17 protein-coding genes are annotated in these 21,293 nt (G+C 41.0%); 4 read left to right on the top strand and 13 right to left on the bottom strand.

Going from position 1 to position 21,293, the window contains the following annotated elements; genetic code table 11:
• Positions 1 to 125: 125 nt before the first annotated feature.
• The 3 genes from DDV21_RS01285 to DDV21_RS01275 all read right to left on the bottom strand — a co-directional run bounded on the left by DDV21_RS01285 (position 126) and on the right by DDV21_RS01275 (position 3,813).
• Positions 126 to 995 carry an Rgg/GadR/MutR family transcriptional regulator gene (locus tag DDV21_RS01285; RefSeq protein WP_116877588.1) on the bottom strand — a complete coding sequence of 290 codons (870 nt, stop codon included), beginning with the start codon at positions 993 to 995 and terminating at the stop codon, positions 126 to 128.
• Between the two features lie 146 nt (positions 996 to 1,141).
• Positions 1,142 to 1,585 (bottom strand): D-aminoacyl-tRNA deacylase, encoded by a 444-nt coding sequence (dtd, locus tag DDV21_RS01280; RefSeq protein WP_116877589.1) that lies wholly within the window; start codon positions 1,583 to 1,585, stop codon positions 1,142 to 1,144.
• A gap of 5 nt (positions 1,586 to 1,590) precedes the next feature.
• The gene (locus DDV21_RS01275) at positions 1,591 to 3,813 is read right to left on the bottom strand and encodes a RelA/SpoT family protein (RefSeq protein WP_116877590.1); all 2,223 of its coding nucleotides are present in this window, start codon (positions 3,811 to 3,813) and stop codon (positions 1,591 to 1,593) included.
• Between the two features lie 201 nt (positions 3,814 to 4,014).
• On the opposite strand from DDV21_RS01275, the gene nrdI reads away from it, so the two are divergent.
• The 3 genes from nrdI to DDV21_RS01260 all read left to right on the top strand — a co-directional run bounded on the left by nrdI (position 4,015) and on the right by DDV21_RS01260 (position 6,970).
• A complete protein-coding gene (gene nrdI / locus DDV21_RS01270; RefSeq protein WP_116877591.1) occupies positions 4,015 to 4,470 on the top strand; it encodes a class Ib ribonucleoside-diphosphate reductase assembly flavoprotein NrdI in 456 nt (151 codons plus the stop codon).
• Positions 4,471 to 4,747: 277 nt separating this feature from the next.
• Positions 4,748 to 5,416, top strand: a complete 669-nt coding sequence (locus DDV21_RS01265) for an STM3941 family protein (protein ID WP_116877592.1) — start codon at positions 4,748 to 4,750, stop codon at positions 5,414 to 5,416.
• A 354-nt stretch (positions 5,417 to 5,770) separates the two neighbouring features.
• On the top strand, positions 5,771 to 6,970 hold the full coding sequence (locus tag DDV21_RS01260) for an NADH-dependent flavin oxidoreductase (RefSeq protein WP_116877593.1): 1,200 nt from the start codon (positions 5,771 to 5,773) through the stop codon (positions 6,968 to 6,970).
• A gap of 323 nt (positions 6,971 to 7,293) precedes the next feature.
• On the opposite strand, the gene tnpA is transcribed toward DDV21_RS01260, so the two are convergent.
• From tnpA to DDV21_RS01205, 10 genes are all read right to left on the bottom strand, one after another.
• Entirely contained in the window at positions 7,294 to 7,728 is a 435-nt protein-coding gene (gene tnpA / locus DDV21_RS01250) for an IS200/IS605 family transposase (RefSeq protein ID WP_116877594.1), read from the bottom strand.
• A 412-nt stretch (positions 7,729 to 8,140) separates the two neighbouring features.
• Positions 8,141 to 9,574, bottom strand: coding sequence for a glycoside hydrolase family 32 protein (locus tag DDV21_RS01245; protein WP_116877595.1), 1,434 nt, complete (start codon positions 9,572 to 9,574; stop codon positions 8,141 to 8,143).
• A 58-nt stretch (positions 9,575 to 9,632) separates the two neighbouring features.
• Positions 9,633 to 11,030 (bottom strand): PTS transporter subunit EIIC, encoded by a 1,398-nt coding sequence (locus DDV21_RS01240; protein ID WP_116877596.1) that lies wholly within the window; start codon positions 11,028 to 11,030, stop codon positions 9,633 to 9,635.
• A 134-nt stretch (positions 11,031 to 11,164) separates the two neighbouring features.
• A complete protein-coding gene (locus tag DDV21_RS01235) occupies positions 11,165 to 12,160 on the bottom strand; it encodes a LacI family DNA-binding transcriptional regulator (RefSeq protein WP_116877597.1) in 996 nt (331 codons plus the stop codon).
• Positions 12,161 to 12,543: 383 nt separating this feature from the next.
• Positions 12,544 to 13,359: an endonuclease/exonuclease/phosphatase family protein gene (locus DDV21_RS01230; RefSeq protein WP_116877598.1), complete on the bottom strand. Its 816-nt coding sequence runs from the start codon at positions 13,357 to 13,359 to the stop codon at positions 12,544 to 12,546.
• 221 nt (positions 13,360 to 13,580) lie between these two features.
• The gene (locus DDV21_RS01225) at positions 13,581 to 15,764 is read right to left on the bottom strand and encodes a PTS transporter subunit IIBC (protein WP_116877599.1); all 2,184 of its coding nucleotides are present in this window, start codon (positions 15,762 to 15,764) and stop codon (positions 13,581 to 13,583) included.
• Positions 15,765 to 16,377: 613 nt separating this feature from the next.
• Entirely contained in the window at positions 16,378 to 17,400 is a 1,023-nt protein-coding gene (locus tag DDV21_RS01220; protein ID WP_116877600.1) for a LacI family DNA-binding transcriptional regulator, read from the bottom strand.
• Between the two features lie 139 nt (positions 17,401 to 17,539).
• Positions 17,540 to 18,283: a 16S rRNA (uracil(1498)-N(3))-methyltransferase gene (locus DDV21_RS01215; protein WP_116877601.1), complete on the bottom strand. Its 744-nt coding sequence runs from the start codon at positions 18,281 to 18,283 to the stop codon at positions 17,540 to 17,542.
• Entirely contained in the window at positions 18,284 to 19,240 is a 957-nt protein-coding gene (prmA, locus tag DDV21_RS01210; protein ID WP_116877602.1) for a 50S ribosomal protein L11 methyltransferase, read from the bottom strand.
• 69 nt (positions 19,241 to 19,309) lie between these two features.
• A complete protein-coding gene (locus tag DDV21_RS01205; RefSeq protein ID WP_116877603.1) occupies positions 19,310 to 19,780 on the bottom strand; it encodes a DUF3013 family protein in 471 nt (156 codons plus the stop codon).
• 188 nt (positions 19,781 to 19,968) lie between these two features.
• On the opposite strand from DDV21_RS01205, the gene DDV21_RS01200 reads away from it, so the two are divergent.
• Positions 19,969 to 21,252 carry a replication-associated recombination protein A gene (locus DDV21_RS01200; RefSeq protein ID WP_116877604.1) on the top strand — a complete coding sequence of 428 codons (1,284 nt, stop codon included), beginning with the start codon at positions 19,969 to 19,971 and terminating at the stop codon, positions 21,250 to 21,252.
• Positions 21,253 to 21,293 lie beyond the last annotated feature (41 nt).

The following is a 21,293-nucleotide window of genomic DNA, read 5'->3' as shown; positions in this document are numbered from 1 at the left end:
TTAGGTTTCGTTTTTCTTAGATGGTTTTTCATTCAATCCTGTTAATAAACTTTTCTTTTCTTCATTTTTGGACCTAAAAAAAGCAAACAGTTGCAGTCTGCTTGCTTTTTTGTAAACTATAAAAATCAGAGTATGACTTTGGTATAATGCCGAAACTTGGTAGCAAAAAAATCTGCTAGTTGCGTATTCCCCAGTGTTTCAAGAGCTAATAGATAGTCTCTTATTTTTTGTTTGTTTTTTTGTTCTCCTTTTATATAGTTTACTATCAGTTTAAAAAAATTGATGGTTGTTATAATAAACATATCCTGATAAGTGATGAGACTCTCCAAAATATTTGTAAAATGAGAAACATAGTAAAAGGCATTCCTCTCGATTAGCTCCGCAATGATGTTTAAAAGGGTTAACTTGGCAGTGCTATCGTGGCTAGGAATGGAGTGGTAAAATTTATCACGCTCTACAAAAGCTTTAGCTAAAAAAATTAAATCTTCGTTAGACAGAAAACTCATAGTATTGCCAAAAATATAGAGTTCATATTCTGTCCATTCTTCAATACTGTAGAGATACTGAGTTAAAAATTCTACCTCTTCTTTTTCAATAGTGTAGGAATTATCCAGTGAATGGATGCTGTCCTTAATGACCAGAAGATTCAAACGGTTGTATACATCATAGGTTTCATAATCCTTGTAATCCTCCAAAAGCTGCTTTAATCCTTCAATATCCTGATCTTGGTGCAGATTCATGATCCGACTGCCCATTTTGAAAAAATCTGTCGTTTCATAGTTATTGACAGCATGGCCGAATTCCGCAAAACTCATATGAATTGCCGAAATCGCCAGAAGCAGCTTATCAGCTGCCAGCATGGTCTGTCCGTTTTCAAATCTGGACAGCTGGGGTATCGATAAATTATCCTGAGCAATATCCTTTAAACGCAGACCTCTGGCCATACGCAGTTCCTTATAGAGCTCTCCTAGCTCTATCGACTTCTTCTCATTCATAAATCCTCCCTGAAAACATTCATTTGTCAACCGTTAAGAGTTTAACACAATTCATTTGCAAAAAAAATAATATTATTTTACAGTATTATTATGTTTTGTAAAATAGTTTTACTACAGTATTATTTTACTAGAAAAACCGCTGGAATTCAGCGGTTTTTAGTATCTAAAATAATGGTTACAGGACCGTCATTAGCCAGGGTAATCTGCATATCTGCTCCAAACAGGCCGGTTTGAACTGGGGCATGTTGCTGCAGCATCTGATTAAAAGTTCGATAAAGCTGTTCAGCCAGATGAGGCGGAGCGGCTTCCGTGAAAGCGGGCCGATTGCCTTTTTTGGTGCTGGCAAACAGGGTAAACTGGGAAACGGAAAGGATTTCCCCATTTATATCTTGGACTGATAGATTCATCTTACCCTTATCATCAGCAAAAATCCGCATCTGAACAATTTTGCGAACCGCATAATCAAGGTCGGCCTGACTGTCATCAGGGGCAAGCCCCACCAATAAGAGGAGGCCTCGCTTAATGACGGCAGTTTGGCGGCCTTCGATAGAAAGGCTGGCGCTGCTGACACGCTGAATAACTATTTTCATTTTTCTTACCCGTTTGTTCGTTTTACTGAATAGACATCCGGAACTACTTTAATTTTATCAACTACCGTCGTCAGCGTGGCTAAATTAGGAATGCCGAAGGTAATGTGGATATTGGCAAACTTTCGATCCTTGGTCGGCTGAGCATTGACAGTAGAGATGTTTTTACTGGTATTGGACAAAATCTGCAGGATGTCGTTGAGCAGGCCGCTCCGATTTAGGCCGTAAATATCGATTTCGGCCAAATAGTCCTTGTTGCTGTAACTCTCATCATCCCATTCAACATCGATCAGCCGCTGCTCATAGCCAGCCTGACTTTTGATATTATGGCAGTCAGCCCGGTGGATAGCGACCCCGCGGCCTTTAGTGATGTAACCTTCAATCTTATCCCCGGGAACGGGATTGCAACATTTGGCAATCCGCATCAGCAGTCCTGAAGCTCCCTGAATAATGACCCCGTCTTCACTTTTTACTTTCAGGACTTCTTTTTTCTCGGTTTTAACCTCACCGCCGTTAATGAGTTCGTCAGCTTCGGCCTTGGCTTTAGCCCGCTCTTCTTCCCGGCGCTCTTTTTCTGTTAATTTATTAAAGACACTGACCGGACTGATATCGCCAAAGCCGACTGCCGCATAGAGAGCTTCTTCGCTGCGGGCGCTGATACGCGGCAGAATCTCTTCAATATGCTTTTTATCCAAGTATTTGTTGGCGACATAGCCCTGTTCTTGGAAATAATCCACCAGTATTTCGCGGCCCTTGTTTATGGACATTTCCTTATCTTGGTTCTTAAAAAACTGACGAATCTTATTTCTGGCCTTATTCGTTTTAACAATCTTGATCCAGTCGCGGCTTGGTCCAAAAGAATTAGGATTGGTCACAATTTCGACCACATCACCGGTCTTAAGTTTAGCCGTTAAAGGAACCATTCTGCCGTTAACCTTAGCTCCGGTTGCTTTTTCACCCACCTGCGTATGGATAGCATAGGCAAAATCGATAGGTCCGGAGTCTTTTGGAAGTTCTTTGACTGCACCTGTCGGTGTAAAGACATAGATGCGTTCGGTAAAGATATCTTCTTTGACGGAATCTACAAACTCTTTAGCATCGCCATTAGAAGCATCCTGAAGTTCAACCAGTTCTTTAATCCAGTTCATCCCCAAAGCCTGCTCAGACTGACTGACCTTCCCTTTAACTCCTTTTTTGTAAGCCCAGTGGGCAGCGACCCCATACTCTGCTACTTCATGCATTTCTTTCGTTCGAATCTGGATTTCAATCGGCCCTTTAGGACCGTAAACTGTGGTATGAATGGACTGGTAGCCGTTGGCTTTGGGAGCAGCAATATAATCTTTAAAACGGCCCGGCATTGGACGCCAGAGCTCATGAATATAGCCGACCATGGCATAAACATCACTGGGTGTTTCCATGATACAGCGAATGGCAATCAGGTCATAAATCTGATCAAAACGTTTTTTCTTATCCCGCATTTTGCGGTAAATGGAATAAATATGCTTGGGTCTGCCGTAAATATCACCGTAAAGCCCCTGCTCAGCAGTATAATCTTTGATTTTAGCCACAATTTCATCAACCAGCGCTTCGCGCTCCCGCCGCTTTTCATTCATCAGATGGGAAATTTTGTAGAATTCCACCTCGTTGAGATAGCGGAAGGCTAAATCTTCCAGTTCCCATTTGATGCGGCTGATCCCCAAACGGTGCGCCAAAGGTGCATAGATTTCCATTGTTTCACGCGAAATCCGCTCCTGCTTATCCTTGCGCAGATGCCTTAAGGTCCTCATATTGTGCAGACGGTCAGCCAGTTTGACCAGAATCACACGAATATCTTTTGACATAGCCATCAGCATTTTGCGGTGATTCTCAGCCAGCTGCTCTTCATGCGATTTATACTCCACTTTCCCCAGCTTCGTCACACCATCCACAATATCCCGGACATCCTTGCCAAAATCAAATTCAATATTTTCTAAGGTGATATCCGTATCCTCAACAACATCATGCAGAAAGCCGCAGGCAACTGTTACAGCATCCAAATGAAGTTCTGCTAAAATACCAGCAACCTGAATAGGGTGAACAATATAGGGTTCGCCGGATTTTCTGGCTTGATAAAAATGTGCAGCTGTCGCATAGTCCAAAGCTTTTTGGACAAAGGCAACATCTGCATCATTCATATACTGTCTGACAAGAGCAACAACCTCTTCTCCGCTTAACTTTACTTCTTTAGCCATAGAGACCTCTTATTTATAGTATATACCTTATACTTATTTTAACACTTTTCAGCTTAAAAACAAAAAAGTTTTTATGAATGCCTTCTTTAAGAAAATGGCCTTACTCTATGCTCAAAACAGCTGCTTCATCAAAACTTGTCTATCACTATATATTGTGTTAAACTTGATATATTATCACAATATATAGTACAAGGAGCTCTTATGTCGTCATTAACCATTGTCTATATCAGCCTCAGCGGTAACACCCATAGTTTTGTAACGCGCCTGAGTGACTATCTTAATGCTAACTACGGCCTGTCTCCACGCCTGATCAACATCAAAGATCTCCGGCATGAGACCTTTTCCCTGTCTGAACCTTTTGTCGCCGTCCTTCCTACTTACCTCGAAGGCGGAAACGGTTTAGACAACGGCGATCAGGAAATCCTGACAACACCTCTAGGAGATTTTATAGCCGCTCATAATAATTATCAGCACTGTTTTGGTATCATCGGTTCGGGCAACCGTAACTTTAACAACCAGTTTTGCCTGACAGCCAAACAATATGCCAAGCGTTTTGGTTTTCCTGTTCTGGATGAGTTTGAACTGCGGGGAACAAGCAGGGATATCGAACGTATTGCTGAAAAAATCCTACAGACTTTGGATGCATTCACCGGCTAAATAGTGTACTGTTCCAGCGGAATTGCCGAATAAACGGCTGCAGATAGCCTAAGTCTTAAAGTTCAGAAAAAATGTCTCTTTATTTATGAATGCTGCGGCTGATCTTCTGTTTTTCTACCTTAAACACAGTAAGGCAGCTGGTAGGTCATAGAAAAAAGACTGATTCAATTATTGAAAACCGACTGTTAGAAACCCATAATCATTCTGAAAAGAAAAAACTGTAGTATAAATATACTCAGTAACTTTTACAGTCAAAAACACGAGGTTTTACAGCCATATGACCGATTCGATTATTATTTACTCTCAAAAAAACAAACTTGTTTTTTATCTCTTCATTTCTTTAGCCTTTTCAGCAGCAGGGCTCTTTATGCTTTTTTATACAGACCAGATCAGCAGTAGCGCTTTTGCGCGTGTTGTTTTCTTAGGTTCCTCTGCCTTGATTAAAATTGCAGGAATTCTAATCAGTCTCTTATCTGGTGCAGCTGCCTTTAGGTATTTAAAATTTCTGTTTGATTCAAGACCGCTTTTACTGGTTAATCAAGAAGGAATTAGCGATTACAGCAGCTTAAGCGCTATCGGTTTTATTCCTTGGGAGGATATTGCTGAGGTACAGCTGACGGACTATTCGAACAACCTTTTTATCTCTCTTGTATTGAAAGAAGATGAGCCATATTTGGCAAAGATGAACTGGCTGCAAAAACGCATGTCCAAAATCAATCAATCGATGACTGCAAGTGAGTCTGGCACCCCTTCCCCTTTAATATTTATTTCTTTATCCGCCAGCAAGGCTGAGCCCCAGACGGTTTTCCAACAAATAAAACCGGCTATACAGACCGTTGGCAAGATAATTAAACCACGGGGAATTCAAAATTCGTTTGCCGCCAATATCAATCAGTTATCGGCTTTCTGCAGTGCAGAAAGCCGATTTTTTCTTGCAAAAGCTTAGCAGAGTGTTACAATAAAGATGTAAACGATTACAGAACTATATTAAGCACTGACCTAATGGAAAAAATTTTTGTTTGGGGGTTACTTTTAAAACGAACAACTGCAAGGTCGAGCACGCTCTAAACGCTGTGAGAAAAAGATTGCCCTCTCTTGAGTCTTTAGTGACTCAGCGGTCGGACGCCTATTTTCTCTTTGCGTTCTTAACGGCCTTTGTATCTTGGTGAAATTGAACACGGCCTAAGCTCTTTGCAAAAAAGATAAAACTTCCTAAAAACTAAAGTTTCTGCGTCAGTTTTCCTATTTTTGCTGTGAGCTTTTAACGGCCTTTGTATCTTGGTGAAAGGAGGAATTTGAGATGGTAAACAGATTAACAGATACCGTAAGTTTTCGTCATGGGGCACAAGTACATAATCGTATTGTCCTGCCGCCAATGCTGACTTTTTCTGGTGAACCGGGTGGTTTTGCCTCGCCTGCTACTTTAGAATATTATCGGGCACGCTCCCAAGCTGGCGGACTGCTGATTGCAGAATATCATTATGTCAGCGAAAGCGGAGGCCCCTGTACGCCAGCAGGTGTTCCCGAACAGCTGGGTATTTATGATGATGACCATTTTGAGTCTATTAAAGCGATTGCTGAAGCATTAAAGAAGGATGGCAGCAAGGCTATTCTGCAGATTCATCATGGCGGACGTGAGGCTATGGGGCGGGCTGCCAAAGGCAAAGAGGTTCTGGCTCCCTCTGCTATTGATTATTCTTTTTTGTCTTATCCAGTCCGTGAAATGACAAATGAAGAAATTGAGGAGATTATCCAAGATTTCGGCCGGGCTACCAAACGGGCTATCGATGCTGGGTTTGATGGTGTTGAGATTCACGGTGCTAATCATTATGGTATTCAGCAGTTCTTTTCCAAGATTTCTAATCAGCGGACAGACCAATGGGGCGGTTCTCTCGCCAAGCGCATGGCCTTTCCTCTGGCAGTTGTAAAAGAAGTTAAACGTGTTGTTGCTCAATATGCACCAAAAGATTTTATCATTGGCTATCGTATCAGCCCTGAAGAAATCCATGGTGAAGCTGTCGGCTATACCTATAAGGAAGCTCTTGAATTAATCAAAGAAGTCATTAAACATGAATTAGACTATATTCATCTCTCGCTTTGGACAGGCTATGCCTCCAAACCACAGGGAGCAGATCGGACTTTCGCTGACTATTTTAAAGAAATATTGGATGTACAGACCAAACTTATTGTAGTGGGCGGTGTCTTCAGTGAAGACGCTGCACGTGATGCCGTCGAGCATTATACAGATCTTATCGCGGTCGGCCGCGGGACTATTGTTGACCCGCAGTTCGGTTATAAAATTGACCGAGGACAGGGGGAGAGCATTGTCCATGAGATTAGTCCTGAACAGCTGGAAAAAGCCCATTGGACCCCGGGACTCCTGCAAGCCTTTACATCCGAAGGCTCCTTTGGCTTGCCGCCTATTCCTAACATTGAATCCATCCAGCATCTAAATACCGGAAAGCCGGAAGGATTCAGCGGTTTTTCCAACGCTAATTAATCCACTCAGCTATAAAAGATGTAATGAAAATCAATAACCGATAAGCCCCCAGTTTCTGGCAGTGCTGAAACAAGCGTTGAAGAACCAAACCTTCTTCAGTAATCTCGTGAACTGTCAGTCAGCGTCCTGATTTTGATAGCCTAAAAACTTAATCATAACCACCCGTCAAACGGATGGTTTGAACAAGGGCTATAAGCCCACACTACCAGCCAGCGCCTAAAGGCGCTGGCTTTCACTTTGTTCAAGCCTTACTGCTTTTGACTCGTCACTAGCCTCTTAAAGAGGCGTTCGTACTACTTGCCATTATCCCTAAAGGGATCTTCCTATTCTTTCACACTCAACTTATCAAGTGCGATATCATGTTTTTCCTGTTCTTGTATATATTTCTTAATTGTGGCTTCATTAAGTCCTACCGTACTGACGTTATAGCCCTCTGCCCATAAATGCCGGTTGCCAAATTTATATTTGAGATGGGCGTGTTTATCAAACATCGTAAGAGCACTCTTGCCTTTTAAATAGCCCATAAAACTTGATACACTTATTCTCGGAGGAATACTCACTAACATGTGAACATGGTTTGGCATCAGATGACCTTCGATAATTTCAACACCTTTATAACGACACAATCGTCGGAATATCTCTCCCAGACTACTTCGATATTGATTATAGATAATTTTTCGTCTATACTTAGGGGTGAAGACAATGTGGTATTGACACAGCCACTTTGTATGTGATAAACTATGTGCCTTTTGCGCCATATTTTGCTCCTTTCGCTTTACATTAGGCTTGAACACCTTTATTGTAGCGCGTTTGGAGTTTTTTGGGTATAACCTTCATCGCGCACCCGCATAGCGGGTGGTTTATTTGTCACGCACCTTACGGAGCGTGACGGACTGAAAGTCACATAATCAAAAAGCAACGGCATTAAAACCGTTGCTCAGACTGAAGACAAAGTCCTTAGAATGATACTTTTAAGGGCTTTTTGGTATTTTTAGGAGTATAATAGAGTTAAAAGAGCTTGCGAGGTAATCTTATGTTTCACAAAGACTCCCCGAGTATAATCTCCTCAGTGGTTTTACCCACTACAGAAATTATAGAGCCGAAAAGACAAACCTCAAAATGAAGTTTGTCTTCAATCTGAAACAGCAGAAAATTCTGCTGGATTTCTCTTTATTCAATATTAAACTTTTTCAAATCATAGATAGTCAACTGACCGTCTGATTTCGAATCAAATGTAATTGTTTGTTGCAATGAGTCGCTAAACACCCTAGATGTCATTGTATAACGACCACTATTTATGAAAATTTCTAGCGATGACATATCAGAAAAAACTTGCAATTGGTTAACTTTATCTAACACAATATTTCGCTGTGTACGTCCAAATCCTGATTCTCCCATTTTTAGTGACAATAGTGAGCCGTCAAACGTCAAAACAACGTCGTCTCTTAAATGAAGAGAAAAACTTTCTGTAGGGTTGCTAAATGCGGCGTTCATTTCAAAACAGCAATTTTTTGTTTGCCATTGTGTAAATTCAGAGATTTGACTTTGAAACTCGTTCTTTCTTAGCTTTTCAAAGTCCTTCAAAGGTCTCTGATAAATAGCACCATTTTTAAAAACTAGCTCTCTTGGCATTGTCAAGGCATGGCGCCAATGGTATTTTACAGTTGGGTCTTCTTGGTACTCTGACTCCATTGGCAAGCCCATCCAAGCCATCAAAATCCGTCTACCACTTTCATCTTCAAACGTCTGCACTGCATAAAAATCAAAGCCATAATCAAACTCTTCAAATTTTCCTACAGTGTAATCGCCTTGATTCTCATCTACCAAAAAATAGCCACTCTGAAAAACGTTTTGGTATCTAGTTTCCTCTTTTTCAAGACCTTGGGGTGAAACTGAGAGAACAAGTTGATTGTCCAGTTTAAATAAATCTGGGCATTCCCACATAAACCCAAATTTTTCACTTGTTTGTATGCGTGTCACATAGTGCCAGTGCGACAAATCAGTTGAATGATAAACTAGAGTACAACCTTTATCTTCAACACTTCTTGCCCCTAAAACCATTACATAGTTTTCGCCGTCTTTTGAAATTTTGGGATCTCTGATATGTGTAGTCATATCATCTGGATAATCACTATTTGCTAGCACAAGTTTTTTACCAGAAAAATGAAAGCCGTCGTCACTCATCAAATGAATGGTATTTTGCTCACGTCCATTCAAGATGTAATCATAATCCCCATCTAATAATTTGACATTTCCAGTGTAAAAATAATGAATAATTCCATCTTTAACAATTGCTGAACCACTATAAGCGCCATCACGATCAAGTTTATTATCCGCAAAAACAAAAGGTTCTTCTTCTTTATAAGTAATCCAATCTTTTGTAGTATAATGCCCCCAAGACTTTATCCCCCAACCAGCATCAAATGGAGTATATTGAAAATAAACATGGTTAGTGCCATTTTTTTCAACCAGACCATTTGGGTCATTAAGCCATCCAGTCGGTGCCATCAAATGATAATTTAAACGATTAAAATCTGAATTAACAATTCTCCGCATGTCATTATAGATTTGACATTCTTTGGCATAATCTTCTTTCGTATACATGTTTCCTCCAATAGTATAGCCTCCCTAAACAATGTAAGGAGGCTTTGATTTTATTTTTTTAGTTCTCTTCTTTGGAAAATGGTTTTAAGATAATTGTAGCAGCTAGCCCAACTCCAAAGCCAATTAAATGGGCAATAATATAATTTAAATAACCATTATGAGCAGGATCACAAATAGTAATACCTGGTACTACTGTTGTACCAAAACCAAGCGCTGTTAATTTTGCAAAGTAAACGTAAATGCCTGCAACTGCACCACCGATACATCCTGCAGCTAGTGGGTAACGATAGCGAAGGTTAACACCGAAAATAGCTGGTTCACTGATACCAAACAATGTTGATGCAAAACTTGGCAAACAAAGTTCACGAGCTTTAGTATCTTTCCAATGAGTAATCAAATAACCAATAACTGCACCAGATTGTCCAATCAAAGCAACTGACATCAATGGATTGATGAAATTATGTTTTGTATCAGCAAGTAATTGTGCTTCTGCGGCACCAATAATGTGGTGAAGACCTGTAATAACTAATAATTGTTGAACACCAGCAAATAAAGCATAACCAACAAATCCTAGATTTTCAGCAGACCAAACCAATCCTGTTGTTAAACCATGTGAAAGGACTCGTCCGATAGGTCCTACAACTGTAAACAAGAGCAAAGTTGAAAGAAATACAGTGAACAAAGGAGCAAGCAAAAGCTTAACAGAGTTTGGTACAATCTTATTGAAGTAAATATCGAGTTTAGCAACAACAAAACCAATCATCAAAGCGACTAAAATACCACCTTGGAAGCCAACCATTTCGATTGGCAAGCCAAATAAATGAATCACTTCAACATGAACACTTCCAGATGCAGCTGAATAAGCATTTGCAAGTGAAGAATCAAGCATGATAGCCCCAACGACCATACCAAGAACTGGATTACCACCGTAGCGTTTAACCGCTGAATAACAAACTACCATCGGCAAAATGGCAAAAATACCTGTAGATGCAAGACTTGCTAGTCTGTTGATAGCATATAAGGTTTCATTTTCCTTAACAATCGGGTAATTACTAAGAACACCAGTAATACCCATCAAAAGTGCAGCTGCAAGGATTGCTGGAATAATCGCAACAAATACATCAGATAGAGATTTAATAACTGCTTGAACAGGATTCGCTTTTTTGGCACTTTCTTGTTTAAGCTCATTAAGTGTCATATCTGCTATACCGACAAATTTTGAAAAAACCTCGTACACGTCATTAACTAGCCCAGGTCCAAAAATCAACTGGATTTGATCTCCAGCAACAAAGGCTCCTTTAACTAAATCAACATTTTCAAGTTTTTTAAGATCAGCTAAACTGTTATCTTTTAAAACAATCCTCAGACGAGTCGCACAGTGAGCAACACCTGAAATATTTTTCCTACCGCCAACGTATTTTTCAATATCCTGACTAATTTTGTTTAAGTCTGCCATAATGTCTCCTTTTATTTTGGAACCGGTTCCTTTTATTTATTGACTACATTATAGCGCTATTTTTGTTCAATGTCAATAGTTTTTATCTAAAAAATAAAAACGGTTCCATTTTTTATTAAAAAGAACAGTTCAAATCAACTATTCTTATTGACAACACTTTGGCGTTTTATTAATTCAAATGGAATAATCTGTAATTGACTGACTGGCTTACCATGAATCATCTGCAAAATCGTCTCCGCACTGATTCTTCCCGTATTATACCAATCAAATTTAACTGTTGTTAATGGTGGATTCAAAAGTTCACTCGTTTCATAATCACCAAACCCAGTAACCGACACATCCTTACCAATCACTTTTTTAGATTGCAAAAATAATTTATAAACACTTTGTGAGATGCGGTCTGTCGCACAAATAATCGCATCTGGTAATTTATCTTCTTCTAAAAAGTTTTCAAGAATATGGACAGATTCCTCATAGTAATAACTAGAAAAAACAAATTCAACATTGGTTACACCACTTGACGCTAGACCATCAACAACACCATTTTTTCGTTCTTTACCGACCGCCTTATCATTCTCATCAACCCATACTCCAAGAACTGACTTAGCACCACTTTTTGCAATCAATTGCCCAATTGCATAACCAGCATTGTAATCATCGTTAACGACCGTTTTAAGACCATCATATTTTTGACCAATAAAAAGGACTGGTTGCGAAATGCTTTCAACAATTTTCTGGTGCTCTGAGGTAATCCCTGTAGAAATGACCAAAATGCCATCAACGTTCATTTTACTAAGTCTTTCAATGCTACGAATTTCTTCTTCTGTAGAATGATCTGTGTGTAAGATTAAGGGATTATAGTAATTTTCTTTCAAGTAAGCTACAATCACTTCAACAATTCGAGGAGTGGTTACTGAATTAAACCCTGGTACCACAAGACCAATAATCTTGCTACTTTTGGCATTTAGTCGAGCAAATAAATTTGGCTCGTAACCATGTTTGGAAATAATCGCTTGAATACGATTTGCTGTTTCTTTCTTAACACTTCCACCATTTAAATAACGTGATACAGTACTTTTGGCTACGCCTGCAAGTTCTGCGATATCACTTATCGTTAATTTCTCTTTCATGTTGTATCCTTAAACTTTCGTATAATATTTTTAAGTTATCAATATAGTCATTATAACATATCATGGAATGTTAACTCGTTTTTTCAAATCAAGTTTCTTTATTAGAACAGTAGGAAACACCTCAAAAACGGGGGTGAGAATAAAAACGAGGCAGGGATAAAAATTCCCTGCCTCGCTTGACTTCTTTAAACAGATGCGTTTGGCGCAGTGGTTGATTGGACGTTCTTATCCCTTGCTGCGCAAAGGGACAGCAACCTGCCTAATCAACTGTGCAGAGGTGGGGCTGCAAAATCGAAAGCATCATTTTATGACAATTTACTGATTTTTCGTCCCACTCTCTTTTTTTCTGCTATTTTTAAAAAGATAGGTGAATGTAAACAGGCTCAGATTTCAATTTCTGCGGCTAATCCGAAATGATCGCTCACGATAGGAGAGTTTCCTCCATCGAGGACAATCTGCGAAGTCTTAAAATGAATATCCCGGCTGGCAAAAATGTGATCTACCTTGAGAGCCTGCCGGTTGTCTTCCCAGCCGTCAATATCTTCAATAATAGTATGGCCGCCTGCTGAGTATTCAGCAGCATTATGGCTGTCCTGCAGCCGCAGTGGGCTGTTTAAAATCATCTGGTATCCTTGCGCATTGGTTGGATTATTAAAATCTCCCATTAAAACAAGCGGCTGCGGATAGGTCAGTAAAGCATCTTCCAGTTTTTTCCACTCAGCTTCAAATCCCTTACCAAACCATGACATATGTAGGCAGGCAACTGTCACCTTTCTGCTGTAAAGCTGTGTCTGGGCAAGCAAAACCCGCCTAGTATGGTAATCCTTCTCATCAGCTGCTGCTGATATCAGAATATCTTGAACTGTCAGCGGATTTCGTGATAAGACGGCAACTCCTTCCTGATATTTGCCATAACCAATATGGTTATAAGCCCATGACCAGTAATAATACCGGCCTTGACTCCTTAGATAATTGACCAGCTGCAGAGCAAAGTTATCTTTGCGCAGCGGCGGACTGTCTGTTAGCTTTCTGTAACCAGGAGCGTTTTCAGTCAAAGGGGCCTCTAAACTCTGATTAACCTCCTGCAAGCTGATAAGGTCATAATTTTCACTGTAGATATGCTCTGCTAAATCGAACAGCTTCTTTAAGGCATTCGCCTCCAGCCATGAATGCGCATTAAGAGTTAAGTATTTTGCCATTTATTTCCTCTCAAACCGGAGAAAGACAAATCTGTTTCTACGGACAGCTTTCCAATAACTGCCTTAGCTCCTTTCCCCATATGTATGAATAAGCTCCAAATGTTAAATCCATTGTTTTAACTTCTTATCTTACTAATTTCAGCTTAAACTCCGAACTAAGGCTGGCACACAGTAAGAAGAAACTGTTTCATCAGATAATAAGCATTAAAACTAGGAATCATCTAAAGATCAACTTTGGCCACAAGGCTCTTAGCTGAGACCTCCCCTGTTTCAAGCAAGTGCACAGCTTTAATTTCTGCTGTATTGGTAAAGGCTACAATAATCGTTCTCTCCCGCGCTGCTGATTTAATAGCTTCTAAATCGGCAACAAGCAGTAAATCACCAGCCTGAACACGCTGTCCTTCCGATACTTTAATAGAGAAAGGCACTCCATTGAGAGCAACCGTATCTAGGCCAACATGGACCAGAACTTCCAGCCCGTCATCCGTTAGGAGCCCAAGCGCATGCTTTGTCGGAAACACACTGGTTATTATACCGGAAACAGGAGCATAAATTTTCCCATCGCTCGGTTCCACAGCAAAGCCATCGCCCATCATTTTTTGCGAGAAAACAGGGTCCTTAACTTCTGTAATTGATAAAACACGGCCATCCGCTACAGTGTATACATCCGCTGTGACGCCCTTAAATTCAGCTGGCTGCTGAACTTGTTTTTCGTCCGTCAAATCAGCCTGAGGAATTTCAGCACCCGAATCCAACAGATCCTGAATATCGGACTTCAGGATATCAGCCTTAGGACCGTAAACAGCCTGAACACCATTCCCTTTAATAATTAAGCCCATGGCACCTGCTTTTTTCCACAAGTCTTCAGCGCCAACCTGACCGGCATCTTTAACGGTCACACGCAGACGGGTCATGCAGGCATCAACATCTTCAATATTATTACGGCCGCCAAGGAGATTGATAATCTGTACAATCTGTGTATTAGCTGCCAGATTGCTTTCTGACGGAGCAGCTGCATTATCTTCTAATAAGTCGGAATCATAATTGCCGCGGCGTCCAGCTGTTGCCAGATTCATTTTTTTGATCATAAAATCAGCAATAAAATACATCAGAACCGCAAAGAGCAGCGATACCCAAACAAAGTTGATAAGATCCATGCCAAGTCCTGCTTTAATCGCCATCGGTGTACGGGTCAGTAATTCAATATTACCAAAAGAATGAACTCGCAGATTGACAATATCTGCCATAGCAAAAGCCGCACCCTGTACCAGAGCATAAACAACATAAAGCGGCAGTGCTGCAAACATAAACATATATTCTAAAGGCTCCGTAACACCGGTTAAGAAAACTGCCGCTGCCGCTGAGATAAACATTGCCCTGTATTTCCGTTTCTTATCAGCATCAACATTACGATACATCGCAAAGGCGACGCCCATCAGAATACCAGTAGCTCCAATCATTTGTCCGACTTTAAAACGAGCAGGTGTAATAGAGGTAAATAAGTCATTATAAGCAGCTGTACTGCCAGCTCCTTTAAGATTGATTAAGTCCGTTACCCAAGCTAACCACAGCGGATCTTGTCCAAAGACTTGTGAACCAGCACCAGATCCTGTCAGCACTTCATAGGTCCCGCCTAAAGAGGTATAGTTCATAGGAATCGTCAGCATATGGTGCAGGCCGAAAGGCAGGAGGAGACGTTCTAATGTTCCATACAGAAATGGCGCTAAAATCGGCGCTGTATCCTGCGAACTGGCAATCCACATTCCAAAACCATTGATTCCTGACTGAATAACAGGCCAGATGGTAGCTAAAATAAGCGCTACAGCAGCTGAACGTATAATAACAACAAAAGGCACAAAACGTTTACTGTTAAAAAATGAAAGCACCTCCGGGAGTTTCCGGTAATTGTAGTACTTATTATAGGCTGTAGCTCCGACAAAACCAGCAATAATACCAACAAACACGCCCATATTGAGAGCTGGGTATTCAAGTACACTGGTAAAATAGTCCGCAACAACCATTTTTGTTCCTAGAAAACTTTTAACAACCGCATCAGAATCAGTCAGCATTTCACTTGAGATACCGTAAACGGCACCGGTAATCCGATTGATCAGCAAGAAAGACAGACCAGCCGCGAAGGCTCCGCCGGCACGCTCCTTAGCCCAGCTGCCGCCAATTGCCAATGCAAAGAGCAAATGCAAATTGCCAATAACGGCCCAGCCAATCTGCGCAACAACTGTACCGATTGTTGTCAATACAGATGAATCTGGATTAAGCAAAGGAATAGAATTCCCGATACTGACCATCAGTCCGGCTGCCGGCATGACAGCAATAACCACCATCAAACATTTTCCAAATTTTTGCCAGAATTCAAAACTGAAAAATTGTTTAATTGATTTTTTCATGTGAAACCTCCCAATTAAAATTTACGCAAACGTTTGCGTTTTGAACAATTTTATTATAGCACTTATTTTTACTTTGTAAAGCGTTTTCTCAAAAAAATTTAAAATCGGCTTAAATCTCAGCCATACTTTCTTTTTAAGCTAACCTGAAAAAGTCTCTCTGGTACTTCAGAACCAGAGCTTTGCTTAACAAACTAGGCTAACTGCGTCTTGCAAAATATGACAAAAAGGGTTAGAAGTTCAAATTTTACTTTACCCTTCTAACCGTCTTGGCAGGGTGCTGAAATCAAAGATTTCTGGCTTACCGTCATTTTCCTTCTACATTTTTAACGGCTTTTATATCTTGATAAATGAAGCAGGATTTAAAGGTTTAAGAAAAAGAGATACATCTGGAGGAAGCATTGACGACATGTCAGTGTGGCCGCTCTGAGGGTGTAAAACTTTCTCGAAACGACTCTATTTTCATCGGTTTATTTTTGCTATAATATTTTGGCCGTCTTTATATCTTATCGTACGGTAAAATACAGGTGTAAATCTTTTTTGTGCAGGAAACAGGAATAAAAAAATCGGCTTTACAGTTTAGCAGCTTTTTTAATCATTCAAAAAAGCCGGAACCTTATTGTTCCAGCTTAGGTGTTGATTCTCTTTCGATAATGCGATGCGGGATGATTACAGCAGCTGATCGGCCATCCTGTTTTGCTGTTTGCAGCAGCTGACCGGCAGCTTTTTCTCCCAACTCATAGGGGAAAATATCAACAGAAGTCAAAGCAGGACTGGCTATCTCTGTCACCCAGGAATTATTAAAACCTAGGATAGCATAGTCATCTGCAGATACTCCCATTTCTTTGAAAAGGCGCTGCAAGCGGATCGCCATGATATCATCACAGGCTACAAATGCCTGAATCCCGGGATGCTCCGCCAGAAGAGCCTGTAAATGCTGGGTATTACCCTGACTGTCAATACGTGACAGAGTCAGATTTTTCCCTTCTAAACTATGTTCTGCGAGACTCTGGCAGTAGCCTTGGTAACGCTGCGCCTGAACAAGCTCATCCATATCCGTAGATGCAAAAATAATTTTCCGATAGCCTTTGTTAATTAAAAAATCAGCTGCATCCTTTCCTGCCTGAATATTATTATTATCAACGTACTGAATACCAACTGCCGATTTTTCATAGGCCTCACCGACAACAACACAGGCTATGTTTTTTTGCTTTTTAACATACTGAAAAACAGGATCGCCTTTTTTAGAATACAGGAAAATAATTCTGCGAATATTTCCGCTGCGAATTAAGGTTTCGATATTTTTTTTCAGTTCTTCGTCTGTACGCCCGCTGGCTAAACTGACCATATAATTGTTCTCACTGCAAACACTGGAAATACCTTGAATAATCTGCATAAAGAAAGGGTTGTTGCCCAGCGATTCCTGACTTTCACGAACCGGCAAAACGATACCAATGGTATTGGACTGCCTGTTAACTAAATTTTGAGCAGAATAATTAGGAGAGTAATCAAGTTCGGCCATAGCTTGGCGGACACGCTCTTTGGTAGCCTCGCTGATCATACTGCTGTCATGCAGAGCCCGCGAAGCGGTTGAGGCTGAAACTCCTGCTAATTTTGCGACATCTTTGATGGTTGCCATTATTTTTTCTTTCTAAGTTCCTCTGTTTTCTTTAGCATAACATTTTGCCTGCTTCTGTCAACTGCTTTTTATAAAATGAATGAAGGGGCGAAAGTACAGTTTGCTGCTGGTATAATAAACACATACCAGTGCAGGGGCTCTATGTCATTAATTCAAAAGCATAGGATACGCTGCTCAAAGCAAATAAGGGAGCAGTCTCGGCTCTCATGATCCGCGGCCCAAGACCAACTTTAAGTCCGCCTTGTTTTTCTAAAAGATTAACTTCTTCAGGAGCAATGCCTCCCTCCGGTCCAAAGACAAAAAGAATCTTGCTTCCTTTGGGAAGAAGCGCTAACTCACGCGCTAACACTTTTTTTTCTCCGGTTTTGGCAGACTCCTCATAAGCAATAAAAATCCTGTCAAATTCACTTAGGCAATTGAGAAATTCCTGCTTTTTTTCAAACAGCCTAATACGGGGAATCTGATTGCGCTTGCTCTGTTCTGCAGCACCTTGGGCGATCTTTTTTAACTTCTCGGTTTTTTTTATGAGTTTCTTGCCTGACCATTTAACGACTGAGCGATCTGCCGGAAAGCCCCAAACTGCTCTAGCTCCCAGCTCACTTGTTTTCTGAGTCAGAAACTCTAGCTTATCTCCTTTGAGAAAGCCGGCAGCAATAGTGACATCGACTGGCAGCTCTGTATTGTCCTGCAATTCTTCAAGGATTTCAAAGGTATATGAAGTACTGTCTGCTACCTTAGCCAAACGTTTGATACCATCTTCAAAGACCAAAACCACCTGGTCATTAGCCTGCAGACGCATAACAGAAAACATATGTTTGAGTGTGTTCTCATCTTCAATCGTGACAAAGCGGCCGGCTTCTCCGTTTACAAAATACTGCTGCATTTATCCTCCAATTACCCCTTCAGGAGCGTTCGTTTTTTTCAAAATCAGCGTATGCCACTCTCCCTGACTCATATGTGTTTCAAGGAAAAAACCGGCTTTTTGAGAGGCTTCCAGCACCAGTCTCAGTTTTTCTGAGATAATACCAGACATAATCAGGTAGCCTTCATCCTTAATCAGACGGTAAGCATCCTCTACCAAGTCCAGCAAAATATCCGCCAAGATATTAGCCACAATCACATCGGCCTCGGTCGTAACCCCTCTTAGAAGATCACCGGTCTCTACACGAATAGCTCCCCTTCCCTCATTTAAGTCGATATTTTCTTGGGCGACGCTCACTGCCCTTTCATCCAAATCGTAGGCATAAATCGTTTGAGCTCCGAGGAGTGAACTGGCAATGGAAAGCACTCCTGAGCCTGTTCCAACATCAATAACTGTCTCGTATCCGCGCAGCACCTGTTCCAAAGCAAAAAGACTCATTTTAGTTGTTGGATGCGTCCCCGTACCAAAAGCCATACCGGGATCAAGTTTAATGGTCTTCTCATCGGCCCCTGGCTTATAGTCTGTCCAGCTTGGCACAATCGTTAAATCGTGCGTAATACGAACCGGCTGATAATATTTTTTCCAGTTTTCAGCCCAGTCCTCTTCAGCCAAAACTTGAGTTGATAATGTGATTTCTCCAGTTTGCAAGCCAAAATCAGCTAGTTCTGTCAAGCGTTCATTAATACTGTGACAGATTTTTTCCATATCAGCTGTTTCTGGGTAATAAGCTGTAACGGTTACCCTCTCATCTTGCTCAACCTCAGGAAAAAGTTCACCGTACTTACCGACTTTACCCAGATAGTCAGCACTGTCGTTAATAGCAACCCCTTGACTGCCTAATTCTATTAAAATATTAGAAGCAGCCTCCTCGGCTTCCCGATTGATTGTTATGATTAATTCCTGCCAGTTCGTCTCCATATGCACAACTCCTAAGCTGATTATTAAAAAATATCAATGATTCCCTAATACGCAAAAACGCATTCATCGTTAATACCGCGGATAGCTATAAAAGTCCGTCTCTTCCAGCACTGCCCTGCCTCTAGCGAAAGCTTGGCTGTCCCAGAAAAGGGAAAACTCTTCAGAATCCGGATTTTCCAAAAAATCCCTAAGATCCTCTAATCCCTGAACAGCCGTCTCATTAAGAAACTGTGCAAAATAAGCTAAAAATTCACGCGATAAACCTTTCTTTGGTTCATAAGAAATAACCGCCAGGTAGTCCTCCCTATTAACTATTGACTTTGCAGGATTATAAAAAAGGATACAGTCTTCAAAAACAATGTCACCGCTGTTATCCTCTCCAATACTGTCAACAGTTGCAACTCCGCCTGGATTTTTGGCTTCCAAGATAAGACTGACCTCTACTGCATGGCGACGCTTATCCCAGTTTATAGCAAAATCATAGTCAAAATGAGTCGACATTTCTTCTTCCAGTACAGATAAAAAACCATAACCAGCCATCTTGAAATCATCCCTTTTCTTAATTTATGTTACAATTATTTTAACATACTTACGGTAAAGAGGCACTATATTCTTACTGGAACAAAGTCCGGGCTGTCAATGGTACATTAAACTATTAATGAGGATATAGCAAATCTAACTTTAGCGTAACCATCAACTGTATTGATAGCTATAACTGGAGGAAAAGGATGCCTGATAATCTTGCCTTACGCATGCGCCCAAAAACAATTGATCAAATTGTCGGTCAGGAACATCTGGTCGGGCCGGGAAAAATTATTCGGCGAATGACCGAGGCTAACATGCTGTCTTCTATGATTCTTTATGGACCGCCGGGGATAGGAAAAACATCTATCGCTTCAGCCATAGCAGGTACAAGCCAATACGCCTTCCGCACTTTCAACGCAACTACTGATAGCAAAAAACGGCTGCAGGAGATTGCCGAAGAAGCTAAATTTTCCGGCGGACTTGTGCTCTTGCTGGATGAGATTCACCGCCTCGACAAAACGAAACAGGATTTTTTGCTGCCTCTTTTAGAAAACGGCAATATTATTATGATCGGAGCGACCACTGAAAATCCTTTTTTCTCGGTTACTCCAGCTGTTCGTTCCCGTGTCCAGATTTTTGAATTGGAACCGCTGACACACACAGATATTAAAAAAGCGGTTAAAAGCGCTTTAACTGATAAAAAACGCGGTTTTGATTTTGATATTTTCTTAGATGAAGAAGCTCTTGATTTCTTGGCGACGGCCACTAACGGCGATTTAAGGTCAGCTTTTAACTCTTTGGAGCTAGCCGTCTTGTCAACACAGCCTCAAAAAGATAAAGCGCGCCATATCACTCTCGATGTTATGAAAAACAGCCTTCAGCGCAGCTATCTCACCATGGATAAGAACGGCGATGGCCATTATGATATTCTATCAGCCTTGCAAAAATCCATTCGCGGTTCAGATGTCAACGCCAGTCTTCATTACGCTGCACGGCTCATTGAAGCAGGTGATCTCCCCAGCTTGGCCAGGCGGCTGACCGTCATCGCCTATGAAGACATCGGTCTGGCCAATCCCGATGCACAAATCCACACTGTCACAGCTTTAGAAGCAGCTCAACGTATTGGATTCCCAGAAGCTCGTATTCTTATTGCCAATATTGTTATTGACTTAGCTCTTTCCCCAAAGTCTAATTCTGCTTACGCAGCTTTAGAAGCAGCTCTTGCAGATTTACGAACTTCAGGCAATCTCCCGATTCCGCGCCATCTGCGCGATGGCCATTATGCCGGCAGCAAAGAACTCGGCAATGCCAAAAATTATCTCTATCCCCATGACTATCCGGAAAAATGGGTCAAACAGCAGTACCTGCCTGATAAACTAATTGGAAAAAATTACTTTCAGCCTAATGAGACTGGAAAATACGAACGGGCTTTGGGCAGCAATAAAGACAGAATTGATCACTTATCAAATAAGTTATCGGAAAAATAAAACATTTAGGCTTGAAAAATTTTTTAAAAATGGTATGATAA

It is taken from the genome of Streptococcus chenjunshii (assembly GCF_003086355.1).
Classification (GTDB): domain Bacteria; phylum Bacillota; class Bacilli; order Lactobacillales; family Streptococcaceae; genus Streptococcus; species Streptococcus chenjunshii.
Note: the sequence above shows the minus strand (reverse complement) of the source record. Positions and strands in the feature narration are given on the sequence as shown.

Coding starts and splice junctions, on each gene's coding strand:
- DDV21_RS01285 (WP_116877588.1), bottom strand. CDS start 995: ATGAATGAGAAGAAGTCGATAGAGCTAGGAGAGCTCTATAAGGAACTG.
- dtd (WP_116877589.1), bottom strand. CDS start 1,585: ATGAAAATAGTTATTCAGCGTGTCAGCAGCGCCAGCCTTTCTATCGAA.
- DDV21_RS01275 (WP_116877590.1), bottom strand. CDS start 3,813: ATGGCTAAAGAAGTAAAGTTAAGCGGAGAAGAGGTTGTTGCTCTTGTC.
- nrdI (WP_116877591.1), top strand. CDS start 4,015: ATGTCGTCATTAACCATTGTCTATATCAGCCTCAGCGGTAACACCCAT.
- DDV21_RS01265 (WP_116877592.1), top strand. CDS start 4,748: ATGACCGATTCGATTATTATTTACTCTCAAAAAAACAAACTTGTTTTT.
- DDV21_RS01260 (WP_116877593.1), top strand. CDS start 5,771: ATGGTAAACAGATTAACAGATACCGTAAGTTTTCGTCATGGGGCACAA.
- tnpA (WP_116877594.1), bottom strand. CDS start 7,728: ATGGCGCAAAAGGCACATAGTTTATCACATACAAAGTGGCTGTGTCAA.
- DDV21_RS01245 (WP_116877595.1), bottom strand. CDS start 9,574: ATGTATACGAAAGAAGATTATGCCAAAGAATGTCAAATCTATAATGAC.
- DDV21_RS01240 (WP_116877596.1), bottom strand. CDS start 11,030: ATGGCAGACTTAAACAAAATTAGTCAGGATATTGAAAAATACGTTGGC.
- DDV21_RS01235 (WP_116877597.1), bottom strand. CDS start 12,160: ATGAAAGAGAAATTAACGATAAGTGATATCGCAGAACTTGCAGGCGTA.
- DDV21_RS01230 (WP_116877598.1), bottom strand. CDS start 13,359: ATGGCAAAATACTTAACTCTTAATGCGCATTCATGGCTGGAGGCGAAT.
- DDV21_RS01225 (WP_116877599.1), bottom strand. CDS start 15,764: ATGAAAAAATCAATTAAACAATTTTTCAGTTTTGAATTCTGGCAAAAA.
- DDV21_RS01220 (WP_116877600.1), bottom strand. CDS start 17,400: ATGGCAACCATCAAAGATGTCGCAAAATTAGCAGGAGTTTCAGCCTCA.
- DDV21_RS01215 (WP_116877601.1), bottom strand. CDS start 18,283: ATGCAGCAGTATTTTGTAAACGGAGAAGCCGGCCGCTTTGTCACGATT.
- prmA (WP_116877602.1), bottom strand. CDS start 19,240: ATGGAGACGAACTGGCAGGAATTAATCATAACAATCAATCGGGAAGCC.
- DDV21_RS01205 (WP_116877603.1), bottom strand. CDS start 19,780: ATGGCTGGTTATGGTTTTTTATCTGTACTGGAAGAAGAAATGTCGACT.
- DDV21_RS01200 (WP_116877604.1), top strand. CDS start 19,969: ATGCCTGATAATCTTGCCTTACGCATGCGCCCAAAAACAATTGATCAA.